The following is a 14,502-nucleotide window of genomic DNA, read 5'->3' as shown; positions in this document are numbered from 1 at the left end:
GCGCGGTGGCAGGCACCCAGGTAAACCCCACCAGAATGGAGCTGACGCGGCTGAAAAAGAAGCTCGTCACCGCCGTGCGCGGGCACAAGCTTCTGAAGGATAAGCGCGACGAGCTGATGCGCCAGTTCCTCGATAAGGTGCGCGAAAACAAAGCGCTGCGCGAAGAAGTGGAGACGGCGCTCGTCTCCGCTAACCAGAACTTCATGCTGGCGCGCGCCGGTATGCCGGACGAAATGCTGAACACCGCGCTGCTTGCGCCGAAGCAGGAACTGACGATCTCCGCCGGCACGCAGAACGTGATGAGCGTGGAGATTCCGGATTTTGACTTTAAGACGCGTACACCGGACCAGAACGACATGTACTCCTACGGCTTCGCCTTTACGACCGGCGACCTTGACGACGCGATCCTTTCGCTTTCCGAGGTCTTCCCGAAAATGCTGAAGCTGGCGGAAGTGGAAAAATCCTGCCAGTTGATGGCGGCAGAGATTGAAAAGACACGCCGCCGCGTCAACGCGCTGGAGCACGTCATGATCCCGGAGCTGCAGACGAACATCAAGTACATCACGATGAAGCTTGACGAAAACGAGCGCTCCACCCAGATCCGCCTGATGAAGGTGAAAGACATGATGCTGAAAGAAGCGCATCATTATGAGTATTAAAGCTTAAACAGACGAGACCCCCGAAGTGCCAAAGCGTGCTTCGGGGGTCTCGTTTTTATGGAGGAGATTATTTATTAAAATACATAATTCACAAGCAAGATCACGATGCCGGTCAGGATCATGACCATGCCGACGACGCGGTTCAGGGTGACGGCGCTGGCGCGGTTTGCGATGGCGGCGGCAATCTTCGCCCAAAGGAGCGTGAAAACGACGCAGAGAACGAGGCATGTGACATCCGGCATGCCGCCGATGGCGAAGTGGCTGATGCCACCAGTCAGCGCAGTGAACGCCATGATGAACACACTGGTGCCAACCGCCATGTGCATCTCATAGCCGAGGAACGACGTCAAAACGAACAGCAGCATCATGCCGCCGCCCGCGCCGACGAAGCCACAGATAAACCCGACGAGGACACCGCCGACGATGGATTTGATGAGGCGTTCCTTCGGCGTGGCCGCGACCATTTGCTCTTTGGTCGTTTTGACCGGCTTTAGGAGGAAACGCAAGCCGATGAAGATCATGGCGATCTGCATGGTGCCGCTCATGGCGCGCTCCGGCAGGAGACTTGCGACAAAACTGCCGACTAATGTCATAACAAGCACGCTGATGAGCAGCGGCAGGCTGTTTTTGACGTCAAGATTTTTATGCTTCTTATATGTCCACGCGCTTGTGGCGCTGGCCAAGACATCGCTTGCAAGGCCGATGCCGACCGCCTGATACGCCGGGACGCCGAGAAACGTCATAAGCATTGGTCCGATGACCGCGGCGGCGCTCATGCCCGCAAAGCCTGTGCCGATGCCTGCGCCCGCGCCCGCCAAAAAGCAGACGAGGATTTTGGCTAAAAGCTCCATATCAGTTCATCCTTTCCGTTTCCGCTAAGCCTTCTGCGGCGTTTTCGCACATTTTGTCAAACAGCATTTTGTACTGTTCGGTTTCTCTCGGTGTGAAGCCCTTAAAAAGCTGCTTACCGAACACCTCCTGCGCCGCTTTTCCCGACGCGATGACGGCTTCGGCGCTTTTCGTGATGCGTAAATGTTGACTTTTGCGGTTGCCCGCAGCGTAATGCGCTTCAATCCACCCGCGCGCTTCAAGTTCCTTTAACGCCGTTGAAACGTGCGATTTTGTGAGGTGGCGCGTTTTGACTAAATCGCCCGCCGTATCAAACTGCGGGTTATTGTGCAGGAACATTAAAATATTGAATTGCATCTGCGTCAGGTCGTATGTATCGCGCACCGGCTTTGTGCACGCTTCGTAAAACGCCGTAAGAGATTTTTGCCGCTCCCAAAAGATCATATACTCACTTACTTTCGTTCTATTTTGAACTATATTATAGAACGAGAAACCAGAAAAATCAAGGAACAAATTGTAAACAGCAAAAAGCAGCCCCGGTGCATTTTTACACCGAGGCTGCGCGCCCCTAAAACGATGCCGGGGGCAGTTTGGCTCAATTTTAACCGAAGACAGATTCCGGGTCTACCGGCTCGCCGTTTCTGGTGACTTCGATATGCAGGTGGGAATCGAGTGCGGACTCAAACGGCGCGGCGGTCACGCTGCCGATGTCCTGCCCGGCCGTGACGACGTCGCCCTCATGCACGAGGAACGTTTCACCGAGGCCGCAATAGCGCACTTCGTAATCGCCGTGCTCTATCACAATCATATTCCCGCGCAGCATGTCCGTATGCGTCTCTTTTACAATTCCGTTTGCGCAGGCGTGCACGGTTTCGCCGTGCGCCGCGGTGTAATCCGTGCCCGCGTGTACGCGGTAGTCGCGCATCGTTTCGGAGTATACCGGCGTATCGGAAAACTCCGTCATGACCTCCCCCGGCACCGGTCGGGTGAGCGTTTCGCTGACCGTATACGTCGGCTCGGCAGCGGTCTCTTCGACGGGCGTTTCTTCTGCAGGAGCGTTCACTTCCTGCGGCTCCGCTTCTGTGCTTGCGGAGACCTCCGGCACAGTGCCCTGCGCGTGGCCCGCAGAAACGGCGCTCTCCGGGTCATCGTCTACGGGGACGGATGTTTCAGGCGTGGGGCGCGGTGTAGACGCGGCGGAAGACGCACTGCTCTCGCTCCCTGTGGGCTCCAAGAACCCGGAAACGGTATCGTATGTGCTCCACGCCGCAATGCCGATGGCCGTCAGACACACGGCAAGCGCAAGGTAAAACCCGCGCCGCTCCGTACTCTTTTTGCGCTCCGCTTCGGTTTTTTCCTGCTTTTTAAAGTGCATAGCCATATTTTTCTCTCCTGTTTTTAGCGTCATTGGGTTTCTTTACCCGTAGTATGGGCAGGTTTGAGAAAAATATGCAACTATACTTCGGTCAGTGGATTTCGGCAGACGGAAACTTTCAGTTTCAATGCTGTGCAAAATCGGCACTTCTCCGCGCTGAAAATACCATTATACAAAAGGAAGAAGGACCGATGCGGCTCGGTCCTTCTTCCTTTTAGCTTGAGGGGTATATTGAGGAGGGTAGAACATGTATCCAAGAAAGGTGCGGTTCCTTTTCTTCTGAATACGCTTATATTATACCGCGGTTTCAAAAAGAGTTGTTAAATAGCCATGAATAAACGTTAAAGATTTTGGAACGCATTTATGAACGCTTTTTTCGAGAAAATCCGCAGAAAAAGCAAACAATCGTTTGCATTTTTCGGAAATATATGATACAATGGTTTTAATTAAAGAACTGCCCATTTCTACGGGACTGATTTTGTATTAAAACGGAGGAATCGCATATGGCGAGTTTAACGAAAAGCCAGCAGCTTGTATATGACTATCTTTGCTCCACCATGGCGGAACGTGCCGTGCCGCCCTCTGTGCGTGAGATCTGCGCGGCGACCGGTTTGCGCTCCACCTCTACGGTGCATTCCCACTTGAAATCTTTGGAGGCGCTTGGCTATATCACACGCGATGCGGGCCTGAATCGCTCCATTCACATTGTAGGCGCATCTGCCGCAAAGCAGGTGCCGATTCTCGGCAAGGTGACGGCCGGTCTGCCCATTCTGGCCGTGGAAGACATTGAGGGCTATATTCCCTACCCGGACAAAAGCGGCAAGGAGCTTTTCGCGCTGCACGTAGACGGCCTGAGCATGATCAACGCCGGCATTCTGGACGGCGACTATGTCATCGCAGAGAAAACGCCCGTGGCGGAAAACGGCGAGATCGTGGTCGGCATGATCGGCGATGAAGCCACCGTGAAGCGCTTCTATAAGGAGAAGGGCACGTTCCGTCTCCAGCCCGAAAACCCGGATTTCGAGCCCATCATCTCCGATGAAATCACCATTCTCGGCAAGGTTATCGCGGTCATTCGGTATTATTAAGCTTTAAAAGCATAAAGAAAGTCTTGGCGACACAGCAGGAGCTGCAAACAGTCGCCAAGACTTTTTTTGATAAAATCGTACTTCTCAGTGCATCTTATTTTCAATTCCGGCTAAATCACCATACACATTACGAACCGTACTTGAAATATTCTGTATCGGAAGACGTATCTCGAACGGAGACAGAGAAGGAATAATCGCCGAAATCTGTTTGGAGAACCGCTTCTTCGGAGCCGGATTGCCAACGAATATCCATTTTTGTTCCGTTCACTTCAGCCACGATTTTTGCATTTGCAGAAAAAACAGGAAACCGGTTTCTCATCCGCAAAAGCTCGATTTGTTTTTGCACAATCGGCTTTTTCATTCCGGCAGCTATATCAGAGCTTGTCAGGTTCGTGCGGTTGATTTCTTTATGCCCACCGGCGCCCGCCCTTTGAACGGCAGCATGATCATTACGACCGGCAAACAAATCCAGATACCAAACCTGCGGTTTGCCCGGCATGAAAAGCTGTATTGCCCGTGCCAGAAGCATTTTTTTGTCATCTTCTCCCAGTGCACTGTAATACGTGGCATTTACTTGATAGTATACGTTTTTTGCGCCGTGCAGATCTTTCACATATCCACCACGGGACACCACTGTATCAATGAGGCTTTGGATTCTTTCTTCCGGAAGCAGCCCTTTTAAATCCAACAACGGAATACCATCATGACAGCCCAACATATTAACAGTCAGCATTTTGCGGTCACAGATTTCCCGTATCCACTGTACAAGAACTTCTCCGGACCTTCGTTCAAGTGCATCCAGCAATAATCCGGGTAGGAAAAAGTCATATACCATATAACCTTTTTCTGCAATCGTGCGGTATGTTCCCTCCGCATAGCTGGCATGTATCTCCGGCAAAAGCGTGATGCCCAGCGGTTTTGCCAAATCTGTCACCTTGCCGAGCAGCTCCCATGTTCCCGGATCATTCAAGAAATTCCGTGCACCCGGCTCTTTCGGTGCATAGGCAAAGGCGTCCAGGCGAACGATCTTTGCGCCGTAACCGGCAAGTGTTTGCAGCGTATTTTTGTAGAATTCCCAAACGAGCGGTGAACGGATATTCAGATCCATCTGACCCAAATATCGACGATTTCTTTCCATGAAGTCAACCACCGCACCGCGATACACTTCTAATTGACCAAGTTCCGTCTGCTCGGGCCATTTGCCCTGCTCGACAGCCGCATTGACCAAAGAAGCCAACCGAGCTGCCGGAGCATATTTTCCGTGTGTGATTGCCATAAAGTCCTGCGCATCTACATGGGAATAGACAACTTCCTGATAGAAAGTATTCCAGTACGGAACATTGCTGCCGTCAGGAAACTGCACCATTAAAATCGGCAAGCCGGGTTTACGGAAAAACATATTTTGCAGCAGTTCGGGGTCCGGCCGGATATATCCCTCCTCGGTCATCGTTCCATGGCCTTCCCAAAATCTGTTCCAATCTATAAAGAAGTCACGATAGAGGGATTGCTCCCCGTTTTTCAGTATATCCTGAAATTGCTCGGAAAGCACCGAAGCATGATTTAGTACAAAATCCAACTTCAAGTCAATTCCCATTGAACGCAGCGCATCGAGATCCGTTTGTTCTGCCAGCAAGTCATTGAGTCGATAGTCTATAACAGAAAATCCGCGATCAAGATCGGTGTTGAACAGGCTTGGAAGAATATAGAACGAAGAAAATACGCTCTTCATTTCCGGCTGTTCCAAAAACGATATACATTCCTTTAATGTGCCGCCCAAGCTGTCAGGATAAGCATTCAGCATCGGGCCAAGGCAGAAATCACCGTCACACATACAATATCTCCTATCGACCGGCGTCCATTTGCCGCTTAAACTGTTCGTAAGTTAAAAAGTCGCCGGATTTTGACAAGATAATTTTTGCAGCATGTGCTCGGTTTTCTAACATACCCTGCTCTATCTCCAAAACCATAGCAATAAACGGCGTATCTGTATTCGCATCTCGAGCACGAAGCAGACGGTATTCTCTCGTTTCAGCCGGTGTACTGTTCAGCAGGATCGGAATATCCACACCGTCAAACTTTCCGCAATTGCCGTGCGTCCATTCGAGAATAATCACCGAAATATTCCGAAAATCCTTTTCTTCATACCAAAGCTCCGTCTCCGTGCGGCCCATCCTTTTCAGCCATATCTTATCCGCACCGCTTTTAAACTGTGTCAGCGTTTTGGACAGTTCATCAAATTCCTGTTCCTGTTCGGAACCGAGATATTCTGCCAACACCTTTCGACCGGCTTTTTGATATACGGTCAGCCACGGGTATCTGTCTGCTTCTTTCGATGCAGAGTCCGTTTCCGCTTCCTGCAGTGCTTTAAGTTCACGTGCGGCATCCGGGGTATAAACATTCTGCTCCAGCATACCGCGTATGCCTGCTAAACGGAAAATTCGCATACGTTCCGCGTCATTCAAAGAAGGGATACGCCGAGGGTAATTGTCGCCGGACAGCGTATAGCACCCGATTCCGAGTTGATTTAAATAGTATGTTAAAAGGGACGAAATACCCGTTTTTCCCACGCCGGATCCACCGCACACCGTAATAACCGCTCGTTTTGCCGGTGATTTTTCCAGAACTTCGCGCAGCATAGGTAAAACTACCGGAAAAATCTTTGCGGCTTTTTCTTTCTGCTGCGGTCCAATCCATATTTTGTCTCCCGGAGTATCTCCCTGCGGAATATCTTCCGGAATTTCCGGGGGCTGCCATGCCTGCATGGCTTTTTCAAGCGTCAACATCAAATCTGCAGTCAAGTTTACTTACCTCCATATTTTTATAATCTCTTGCCTTCTTCTGCCTTTTTGAACGAAAGCCAGCCAAAACTGTTACCGGATTGTACAAAATGGATCGGAAGATCACACGCAAGCACTTTCGGCAACCACTGTGCCATATACCGCATTCCGGGTTCTTCCAAATTGAAGTGTCCGACATTCAGCAGCGCGCGTCGGATTCCCAAAGTATTTGCATCCTGCACATACTCGCCGATTGTCCAATCGATCACCTCACCCGGAATGATCAAATCGCAATTCATTTTTTCAATGAGCTGTATATTTTGCCTGTCCCAGTCCGTTCCGAAAAAATGTCCGACGATAGCTACTCGCTCCACAGGCATTTCAGGGTCTCCTATAATGCGAATTCCGTCAATCTGCATGGTATGCGCAACATGCTCCGCCACCGCGCGGACCGTAGTGAGCGGCAAGTGGTACGCGGTTCCCGGAAAATAGTTTTCCGTCTCCTGATACTGTTCCCAGCCGAGCATTTTAGCCAACCCGGAAAAGATACCGTCGGGTCTATGATTGTGGATATGATCGTGATCGCGGTATACAACGATACCGAGACGGTCAAGAAGTTGTTTTTTTGCCTGATATACACGGTTATCCTGAAGCCAATCGGTCTCGTCCCATCCGTCGTAGAAAAGAGGCTCATGGCCGATGATTAAATTGCACCCCAGTTCAGCAGCTTTACGAATGACCTCTGCCGTTGGGCAACAGGACAACACGATTCCTGTGCAGACCTGATCCGGATCGCCGTATTGCACGATGTCGCACGTTCTGCGCTCCGGCTCCAATGGTCCGTGATATGCTTCTAATTTATCAATGATTTCTGAAATTTTCATTGTCGTCTTCCTTTGCTTTACACTTTGTTGGCACCCATTTTCTTGTAGACATCCCCTCTGTCGATCCAGTCGAGGAAATTATTGATTTCAAGATCCCAAATGGCAAACTCGTGCTCATAACCGGGCAGGTCATCGTAGCGCAGCCGACCGCTCTTCCAGATCGGTTCAACAAATTTGTGGTATTCCTGCACATTCTTATAAAGAAAATCTCTGTCGCCGATGCTCAGGAAGAGATCCGGCAGCTTTTTACCCTCTGTCACAGTTTTTTCTGTCGCAGCGTAAAGATCTACCCACTGCGGTCCCTTCATCTTTTTGCTTTCCATATCCTTTTTCGAGAATACGGCCGGAGATAATGCACCGATCGCGCTGTATCGGTCCGGATTTTCAATGCCATGCAGCAACGCGCCGTAGCCACCCATGGAAAGACCCGCAATATAGCGATCCTTCGGACTGTCGGAAATCGGGAAATAGGCTTCAACAAATTCAGGAAGTTCCTGATTCAGAAAATCGTAGTAATTGTCGCCCATATCATCATTCATATACGCCTTGTTTCCGACAGAGAATGTGACGATAGCAATCCTTTTTTCTTCTGCGTATCTCTCAACGCTTGTATAGCGGAGCCAAGCCATGTAGTCGTTTCCCATACCATGCAGCAAATATACAACCGGGAATTTCCCCGGCAGGCTGTGTGTATGCGGGTCATCCATATTGCAGGATGTAAAAGACGGAAGTGTCACTTCGATATCAACACCGTGACAAAGTGAATACGAAAAGAAATTGCAATGGATCTGTGCCATATTTTTACCTCCAAAATAAGCAGATCTTTAAAACGCGTTAAATACGATCATTTGTATAAACAATCATCGCACGACCGACACACATAATTTGTTTTTGTGACGGATCCGACACATAATCGTAGGTCTCGTATTGATCCGGATGTGCAATGATTTTCTCACAGCAATCCATCATATCCGTCAAATAAACGGGAGAAATCCCCTGTACACTGTGCCCTGTATAGAGCTTTTTAACATTTTGGCATTTGGGAAGCGCCTTTTTCAACGCATCGCGGAACGCCGTAACAGTAAGATACTCAGGGTAATACGGAGCCGGAAATCTGCCGATGATCAATGTCGGCGTAAAAACAACCGCGTCTCCGCTGAATAAAAGGTTATACTTACGGTCAAGCAGCATACAGCCTCCGGCTGCATGCCCCGGCATATGAATCACTTCCACTTCATGTCCCTCGCCGAGACGGAAAACAAAGCCGTCCTCCATCGCAATATGCTTCGCAGACCGCAGAGGAATAATGTCCTCCTCACGGTATGTTCCCGGTGCAGGCAATAGTCTGTTCTCTGCCTTTTCGGACATTTCCAGATACGGAATATCGTACTTATGAATAAAAATGGTTTCAAATTGGCCGTTGCCCGCACTGTGATCTCCATGGAAATGTGTATTGACGACATCAACCGGCTTATCTGTCAAAGTCTCAACCAGACCGCGCAGATCACCGATGCCAAACGCCGTATCGATCAGCAGTGCCCGTTCCTGTCCGACGATCAGGTGCATCCACGCACCTGCGCCCTTGCTGTGTGCATCATAATAGATATGAAAAACACCGGGCACATCTTCATCTTCAAAAACCATAACATAAGGATCTACATCGTAGACTTTATGCGGTTTTTTACAGAGCGATGCTGCGTAAGCATCACTTTGTTCCATATATTTTTTCCAGTTAGACATGCTCTTCCCCCTTTTTATCAGCCCTTGACGCCGCCAATGACAATGCCTTTGACGAAGGATTTCTGAATGAACGGATATACGATCATGACCGGGATAACAGCCACAACTGCGATTGCCATACGGATACTGACGCTCGGAAGTGTACCCATTTCAATGTTGATGCCCTGCAGCTGCGTTGCGGTTTTGAGAAACTGAATGTTGTTAAGCATATTCGTCAGAACGTTCTGAATACTGTACAGATCCGTACGTTTTACAAGGTAGTACAGACCGTTCGTCCAGTCGTTCCAGTAAGCCAGACCGGACATCAGACCGATCGTTCCGATGATCGGTGTTGACATAGGCAATACGACGTTGACGAGCGTACGCAGTTCACTTGCGCCGTCCAGCTTTGCGGCTTCGATGATTGCATCCGGAATATTCGTTTTAAAGTAATTGCGCATCAGAATTACGTTAAACGGGCTCATCAAAAAGCTTGGGATCAAAAGGGCAAAGATTGTATCGCGAATATGAAAGAACTGCGAATACATAATGTACGTCGGCACGAGACCACCGTTAAAAAGCATCGTAAAGAACACAAAGAATGCAATTGCATTTCGACCTTTGAGGCCCGGGCGTGCAAGCGGATAAGACAGGCATACCGTCATGCATACATTGCAAACCGTACCAACTGCCGTGACAAAGAATGTAATGCCATACGCGCGCAAAACCGTTTTTCCTGTTTTAAAGATATACGTATAAGCATCCGTACTGAACTTTTCCGGAAAGAAAGAATAACCGTTCAGCATAAGTGTTTGTTCATCCGTGAGGGATGCCATCAACAGGAGCAAGAGCGGAAGCAAGCACACCAACGTTAAGATTATCAGAACAATATGCGGTATAATTTTAGCAGACTTACTTGTGGTAATCATAGTATCATCCCTTTCCCGTATAATCAGAACAACGCGCTTTCTTTATCGATCTTTCTCGTAATCATATTCGTAATCATAACCAGAACAAAACCGAGAATAGACTGTAAGAAACCGGCTGCCGAGGAACGACCAACATCGTTGAGTTGCAGGAGTCCGCGGTAAACATACGTATCAATTGTGTTTGTTACACTGAACAGAAGACCGTTGTTCATCGGCACCTGATAAAACAGACCGAAATCCGAATAGAACATTCTGCCGATGTGCATAATAACCAACGTAATGATTGTGGTCTTGAGGCACGGGAGCGTGATGTGACGAATCTGCTGCCATGTGGAAGCACCATCGATAACCGCCGCCTCATAATAAGAATCGTCGATGCCGATCAGAGTCGCAAAATAGAGGATAGACGAATAGCCGAAGCTTTTCCACAGATAAATGAACGTGAGGATAAAAGGCCAGTATTTCGGCGAGGAATACCAGCTGATCTCGTCCATACCGAGCAGCTTTAAGATTGAATTGTTGATAAAACCGTTATCCGAGCTGAGAAATGCAAATGCCAGATAGCTGACAACCGTAATGGACAGAAGATACGGAATCAGAATGCTCGTCTGATAAACACGCAGCATTTTCGTGCGTACCTGCTCAAGGAAAATCGCCACAACGATTGCCAAAATCGTACCGAGTACGATAAATGCCAGATTATAGCAAAGTGTATTGCGGAAGATTACAAAGGCGTCACTTGTCTTAAAAAGATAGGTGAAGTTATCCAGACCCACCCATGGGCTATCAAACACACCGACTGTATAGTTGATTTTCTTAAATGCAAAGGTCAGGCCGAACATCGGCAGATAATTGTTGATGATAAGATAAAGAAGACCGGGAATCATCAAAAGATACAGCGGGAGATTGCGTGTACAGCTGCCTTTTTTCTTAATTTTCCCTTGTCTATTCTGACTTGTAGAATTTGACATTTTATTACCTCTTGTCTTTCCGTTTGATACATGTCTGAAAATGAAATAGATACCGGGGAGGAACAAACCGCATATAAGCCTTACGGCGACGCTTTATTCCGAAATAGAACCGGGTCTGCGTACATATTTCTAGTTTATGCAGCAGACCCAGCCTTATAATTATATCATTTTATTTCAGAATCAGCCTGCCAGAAATGCATCGAGCTGTTCCTGTTTTGCCGCAACAATCTCATCGATACCGGCATCACGAAGTCCCTGCTGGAACTGTGCGAGCGTTGCATCGAAATCTTCGACGGCACCGCCGGATAATGCATTCTCATACTGGTTCACGACATTCGTGCAAGCGGAGACCGCATCCGAAACGCCTGTAAGGTCGAACTGGCAACCAAAAGCCTTGGACTGCTGTGCATTCTTGTTGGCTGCAAGCATACGATCGTAATAATCTGCAGGATATTCAAACGGAATGGAAATCGTAGAGTTTAATGCCGTCCAAGAATAACCAAGGCACCAGCCTGTGGTAGAAATGTCTTTGCCATCAACGTATGTAGCCGTGTTATCCTCGAGCACCTGATAGTGCTGACCCTCAATACCGTTGATCAGAAGATTTTCAACGTCGGGATCGGTTGCCATCAAGTAGATAAGAGCTGCTGCAGCTTCCGGATTCTTCGTGGCCGGGTTGATGCATTCATAGGCCCCCGGCGTGATCGCGACCGCATCCTCATAGATCTGGAGGGAAGCGATATCGGTACCGAAGTTCTGAGAAGACCAGATACCGTTCATCTCGGCACTGAAGTGACTTGCAAAGCAGCCAAATGCCTTACCGGACGGGATGTAATCGATCGGCGCATCTGTGACATTCAGAATATCCGCCATGTAGCAGCCCATCTCTTTCCACTGCTTGAAGTAGCCTACGAGCTCCTCATAGCCGGCGCTCTCATAATAATTCGTAACCGTGGTATCCTGGCCGTAGTTGTCCAGAACACCAAGCTTGTTGCCAAGAGAATCGATTCGGGAATCTCCAATGCTCGGTACGCCATTCATCGGACCGATAAGCGGTGTATCCGGATACTTCTCACGGACCTTGCCGAAAAGCTCGGTAAGCTCCGCAAGGTCAACCTTATCGCCGTTCTTGTAGCCGAATTCCTCGGCAATGTCGCGGCGAAGGTTGTAGCAAGTTGTGGAGGCCTGATCCAGCAGACGGCCGATACCGTAAAGCTCGCCGTTGACACGACCGGATTCATACACTTTTTCACCAAGAGCTGTTTTCACTTCTTCCGCATAAGGCTCCATAAGTGTATCAAGCGAAAGGGCCTGACCATTGTTGACAATTGTGCTGTACGGAACGGAAATGCCTGCCATGAATACATCGAGTGTATCATCACCGCCGGAAAGGAGAAGATTGAGCTGCTGGGCAACGTTGCCGATCTCCATCGTAATAAACTCAACGTTGCAGCCGATCTTTTCGCGTGTAATCTCGCTGAGCTTTTCCGCAACCGCATCTGCATCCGGCGGCGTCGTGCCACAGACAACCATCAGGGAAATGGTTGGAACTTCGCCGTCTGTAGAGGCTGTATCCTCAGTAGAGGCGCTGTTTTCAGATGTCGCGCTGCTTCCAGATTGACTGTCTGCAGAACTGCTCCCGCTGTTCCCACAGCCGGATACTGCAGTTGCAAGGACGAACAGCGCCAGTAGAACTGCCAAAATCTTTTTCGTTGACATTTTGTACCTCCGTTAAATTTTGTTTTTCCCCGCTCGCGCAATACTTGCGCAAACGTTTGCTTTATGCTGTAATATTATCACGTTGTTTATAGTTTGTCAACAAATTTTGTACCAAAGTTTTCATCGTGTTTTTGTATATATTGTGATTTTGCACTATAGCGGCACATTTAACTTTAGAATTTCAAAGATTTCTTAGCAGAATTAGCACTTTATCGAGTATGCAAACGGTTTCACAAATGCATTATTTACACTTGTCAAAGTAAGTATATGCTTTCCCTCGTTTTTCCGATAACGGTAAAGCCTCTTTTCAGTCCGCAAATTCTCGGATCTGTGAGCAAGGCCGGTTATATCTCTTCTTACATGACCGGGAAATCTTTTTTGCTTTTTAGCAAACATAAAAAAAGACATCGATCCTCAGGTCGATGTCTAAAATCATACGATTTTTTGTTTTACGTATATGACGTGTTCAATGCCTATGCTTTCACAAAACTCGGACCCGAAGTTTTACGGCGAATAAGGGAAACCGGAAGAATAGAACGCTCCGGGACAATTTGACCGTTTATGCGTTGGATCAGTATCTGCACCGTAAGCGCACCCATTTGGCGTATAGGCTGCGCGATCGTGCTGATCTCACAATAAGCGGAAATGTCAACACCGTCAAACCCAATGACCGGGATACGACCAAAAGTGTCGGCTTCGTCCGCATCATTCAATGTGTTCATGATGCGCGCTGCAAGAACGTCGCTGGTCGCGAAAATACCGTCTGTTTCAGGAAATTGCTTTAAGGCTTTGTAAACATCCTCACCAAGGTTTTTTCCAAACAGGTCCTCTGCGTCGATATAATACTCCGAACAAGGTGAGCCGTTCCTTGCACAAGCATCTTGAAACCCCTTGTATCGCAGAGATGCCGGAAGCTGATCCGATATAATCCTGTTGCCGAATAGGAGCGGTGACTTACAGCCGCTTGCGAGCAGCAGCTCTTGTGCCGCAAGTACACCGCCCTTATAATTATCGCAGGAAACAGAGGGTACGTCTTCGATCATGCGTTCAATGGTAACGATCGGTACATCCGTCTGCATATACAGAGATTCATCCGTAATACGGCTGCAAACCAAAACGCCTGCAACATTGTTCGCACACAGCATCGTAAAAAGCTCACGCTCTCGATTTGGGTTTCCGCCGGATGTGCAGAAAAAAAGCTTATACCCGGATTTATAGCAGGCTTCCTCAATAGCAGCTGTCAGGATGCCAAAAAAAGCGTGATCAATATAGGGCACGATCAAACCGATCAAGTGGCTGGACTTATTGCCAAGCGAACGAGCCATCTCATTCGGAAAATAATTGAGTTCTTTCATTGCCGCAAAAACCTTATCTCTTGTTTCCCGGCTGATCGCTCCCCGACCATTCATAACCCGAGAGACCGTTGTAATGGATACACCGACCTTCTCTGCCACATCCTTGAGTGTTGCCATATCAAAACCTCCAGCTACTCCATGCCGTGCCTATTAGAATTTGACCGACTAATGCAATAT

14 protein-coding genes are annotated in these 14,502 nt (G+C 48.6%); 2 read left to right on the top strand and 12 right to left on the bottom strand.

Annotation, left to right across the window (positions count from 1 at the left end):
- Positions 1-5 precede the first annotated feature (5 nt).
- On the top strand, positions 6-659 hold the full coding sequence (locus R2K26_RS00570; RefSeq protein ID WP_176821137.1) for a V-type ATP synthase subunit D: 654 nt from the start codon (positions 6-8) through the stop codon (positions 657-659).
- Positions 660-733: 74 nt separating this feature from the next.
- On the opposite strand, the gene R2K26_RS00565 is transcribed toward R2K26_RS00570, so the two are convergent.
- From R2K26_RS00565 to R2K26_RS00555, 3 genes are all read right to left on the bottom strand, one after another.
- The gene (locus tag R2K26_RS00565) at positions 734-1,510 is read right to left on the bottom strand and encodes a sulfite exporter TauE/SafE family protein (protein ID WP_316518087.1); all 777 of its coding nucleotides are present in this window, start codon (positions 1,508-1,510) and stop codon (positions 734-736) included.
- 1 nt (position 1,511) lies between these two features.
- On the bottom strand, positions 1,512-1,952 hold the full coding sequence (locus R2K26_RS00560) for a MarR family transcriptional regulator (protein WP_316518085.1): 441 nt from the start codon (positions 1,950-1,952) through the stop codon (positions 1,512-1,514).
- A 157-nt stretch (positions 1,953-2,109) separates the two neighbouring features.
- Positions 2,110-2,889, bottom strand: a complete 780-nt coding sequence (locus tag R2K26_RS00555) for a M23 family metallopeptidase (RefSeq protein WP_316518083.1) — start codon at positions 2,887-2,889, stop codon at positions 2,110-2,112.
- A 497-nt stretch (positions 2,890-3,386) separates the two neighbouring features.
- On the opposite strand from R2K26_RS00555, the gene lexA reads away from it, so the two are divergent.
- On the top strand, positions 3,387-3,971 hold the full coding sequence (lexA, locus tag R2K26_RS00550; protein ID WP_176821133.1) for a transcriptional repressor LexA: 585 nt from the start codon (positions 3,387-3,389) through the stop codon (positions 3,969-3,971).
- Positions 3,972-4,098: 127 nt separating this feature from the next.
- On the opposite strand, the gene R2K26_RS00545 is transcribed toward lexA, so the two are convergent.
- The 9 genes from R2K26_RS00545 to R2K26_RS00505 form a co-directional block, all read right to left on the bottom strand.
- Positions 4,099-5,802 carry a glycosidase gene (locus R2K26_RS00545; protein ID WP_316518080.1) on the bottom strand — a complete coding sequence of 568 codons (1,704 nt, stop codon included), beginning with the start codon at positions 5,800-5,802 and terminating at the stop codon, positions 4,099-4,101.
- A 10-nt stretch (positions 5,803-5,812) separates the two neighbouring features.
- Positions 5,813-6,769 carry an adenylylsulfate kinase gene (locus tag R2K26_RS00540; RefSeq protein ID WP_316518079.1) on the bottom strand — a complete coding sequence of 319 codons (957 nt, stop codon included), beginning with the start codon at positions 6,767-6,769 and terminating at the stop codon, positions 5,813-5,815.
- A 20-nt stretch (positions 6,770-6,789) separates the two neighbouring features.
- The gene (locus R2K26_RS00535; RefSeq protein WP_316518077.1) at positions 6,790-7,632 is read right to left on the bottom strand and encodes a Nif3-like dinuclear metal center hexameric protein; all 843 of its coding nucleotides are present in this window, start codon (positions 7,630-7,632) and stop codon (positions 6,790-6,792) included.
- A 17-nt stretch (positions 7,633-7,649) separates the two neighbouring features.
- Entirely contained in the window at positions 7,650-8,429 is a 780-nt protein-coding gene (locus tag R2K26_RS00530; RefSeq protein ID WP_316518075.1) for an alpha/beta hydrolase-fold protein, read from the bottom strand.
- Between the two features lie 37 nt (positions 8,430-8,466).
- Positions 8,467-9,372, bottom strand: coding sequence for an MBL fold metallo-hydrolase (locus R2K26_RS00525; RefSeq protein ID WP_316518073.1), 906 nt, complete (start codon positions 9,370-9,372; stop codon positions 8,467-8,469).
- 17 nt (positions 9,373-9,389) lie between these two features.
- Positions 9,390-10,157, bottom strand: a complete 768-nt coding sequence (locus tag R2K26_RS00520; RefSeq protein WP_316518071.1) for a carbohydrate ABC transporter permease — start codon at positions 10,155-10,157, stop codon at positions 9,390-9,392.
- A gap of 146 nt (positions 10,158-10,303) precedes the next feature.
- Positions 10,304-11,251, bottom strand: coding sequence for an ABC transporter permease subunit (locus R2K26_RS00515; RefSeq protein WP_316518069.1), 948 nt, complete (start codon positions 11,249-11,251; stop codon positions 10,304-10,306).
- Positions 11,252-11,431: 180 nt separating this feature from the next.
- A complete protein-coding gene (locus tag R2K26_RS00510) occupies positions 11,432-12,970 on the bottom strand; it encodes an ABC transporter substrate-binding protein (protein WP_308449879.1) in 1,539 nt (512 codons plus the stop codon).
- 473 nt (positions 12,971-13,443) lie between these two features.
- The gene (locus R2K26_RS00505; protein ID WP_316518067.1) at positions 13,444-14,424 is read right to left on the bottom strand and encodes a LacI family DNA-binding transcriptional regulator; all 981 of its coding nucleotides are present in this window, start codon (positions 14,422-14,424) and stop codon (positions 13,444-13,446) included.
- Between the last annotated feature and the right edge of the window lie 78 nt (positions 14,425-14,502).

This window comes from Neglectibacter sp. CSJ-5, assembly GCF_032490475.1.
GTDB lineage: Bacteria > Bacillota > Clostridia > Oscillospirales > Acutalibacteraceae > Hominenteromicrobium > Hominenteromicrobium mulieris.
Note: the sequence above shows the minus strand (reverse complement) of the source record. Positions and strands in the feature narration are given on the sequence as shown.

What these genes read in the sequence shown, in the direction of transcription:
- R2K26_RS00565 (WP_316518087.1), bottom strand. Translation starts at nt 1,510, where the DNA reads ATGGAGCTTTTAGCCAAAATCCTCGTCTGCTTTTTGGCGGGCGCGGGC.
- R2K26_RS00560 (WP_316518085.1), bottom strand. Translation starts at nt 1,952, where the DNA reads ATGATCTTTTGGGAGCGGCAAAAATCTCTTACGGCGTTTTACGAAGCG.
- R2K26_RS00555 (WP_316518083.1), bottom strand. Translation starts at nt 2,889, where the DNA reads ATGGCTATGCACTTTAAAAAGCAGGAAAAAACCGAAGCGGAGCGCAAA.
- lexA (WP_176821133.1), top strand. Translation starts at nt 3,387, where the DNA reads ATGGCGAGTTTAACGAAAAGCCAGCAGCTTGTATATGACTATCTTTGC.
- R2K26_RS00545 (WP_316518080.1), bottom strand. Translation starts at nt 5,802, where the DNA reads ATGTGTGACGGTGATTTCTGCCTTGGCCCGATGCTGAATGCTTATCCT.
- R2K26_RS00535 (WP_316518077.1), bottom strand. Translation starts at nt 7,632, where the DNA reads ATGAAAATTTCAGAAATCATTGATAAATTAGAAGCATATCACGGACCA.
- R2K26_RS00530 (WP_316518075.1), bottom strand. Translation starts at nt 8,429, where the DNA reads ATGGCACAGATCCATTGCAATTTCTTTTCGTATTCACTTTGTCACGGT.
- R2K26_RS00525 (WP_316518073.1), bottom strand. Translation starts at nt 9,372, where the DNA reads ATGTCTAACTGGAAAAAATATATGGAACAAAGTGATGCTTACGCAGCA.
- R2K26_RS00520 (WP_316518071.1), bottom strand. Translation starts at nt 10,157, where the DNA reads ATGCTGAACGGTTATTCTTTCTTTCCGGAAAAGTTCAGTACGGATGCT.
- R2K26_RS00515 (WP_316518069.1), bottom strand. Translation starts at nt 11,251, where the DNA reads ATGTCAAATTCTACAAGTCAGAATAGACAAGGGAAAATTAAGAAAAAA.
- R2K26_RS00510 (WP_308449879.1), bottom strand. Translation starts at nt 12,970, where the DNA reads ATGTCAACGAAAAAGATTTTGGCAGTTCTACTGGCGCTGTTCGTCCTT.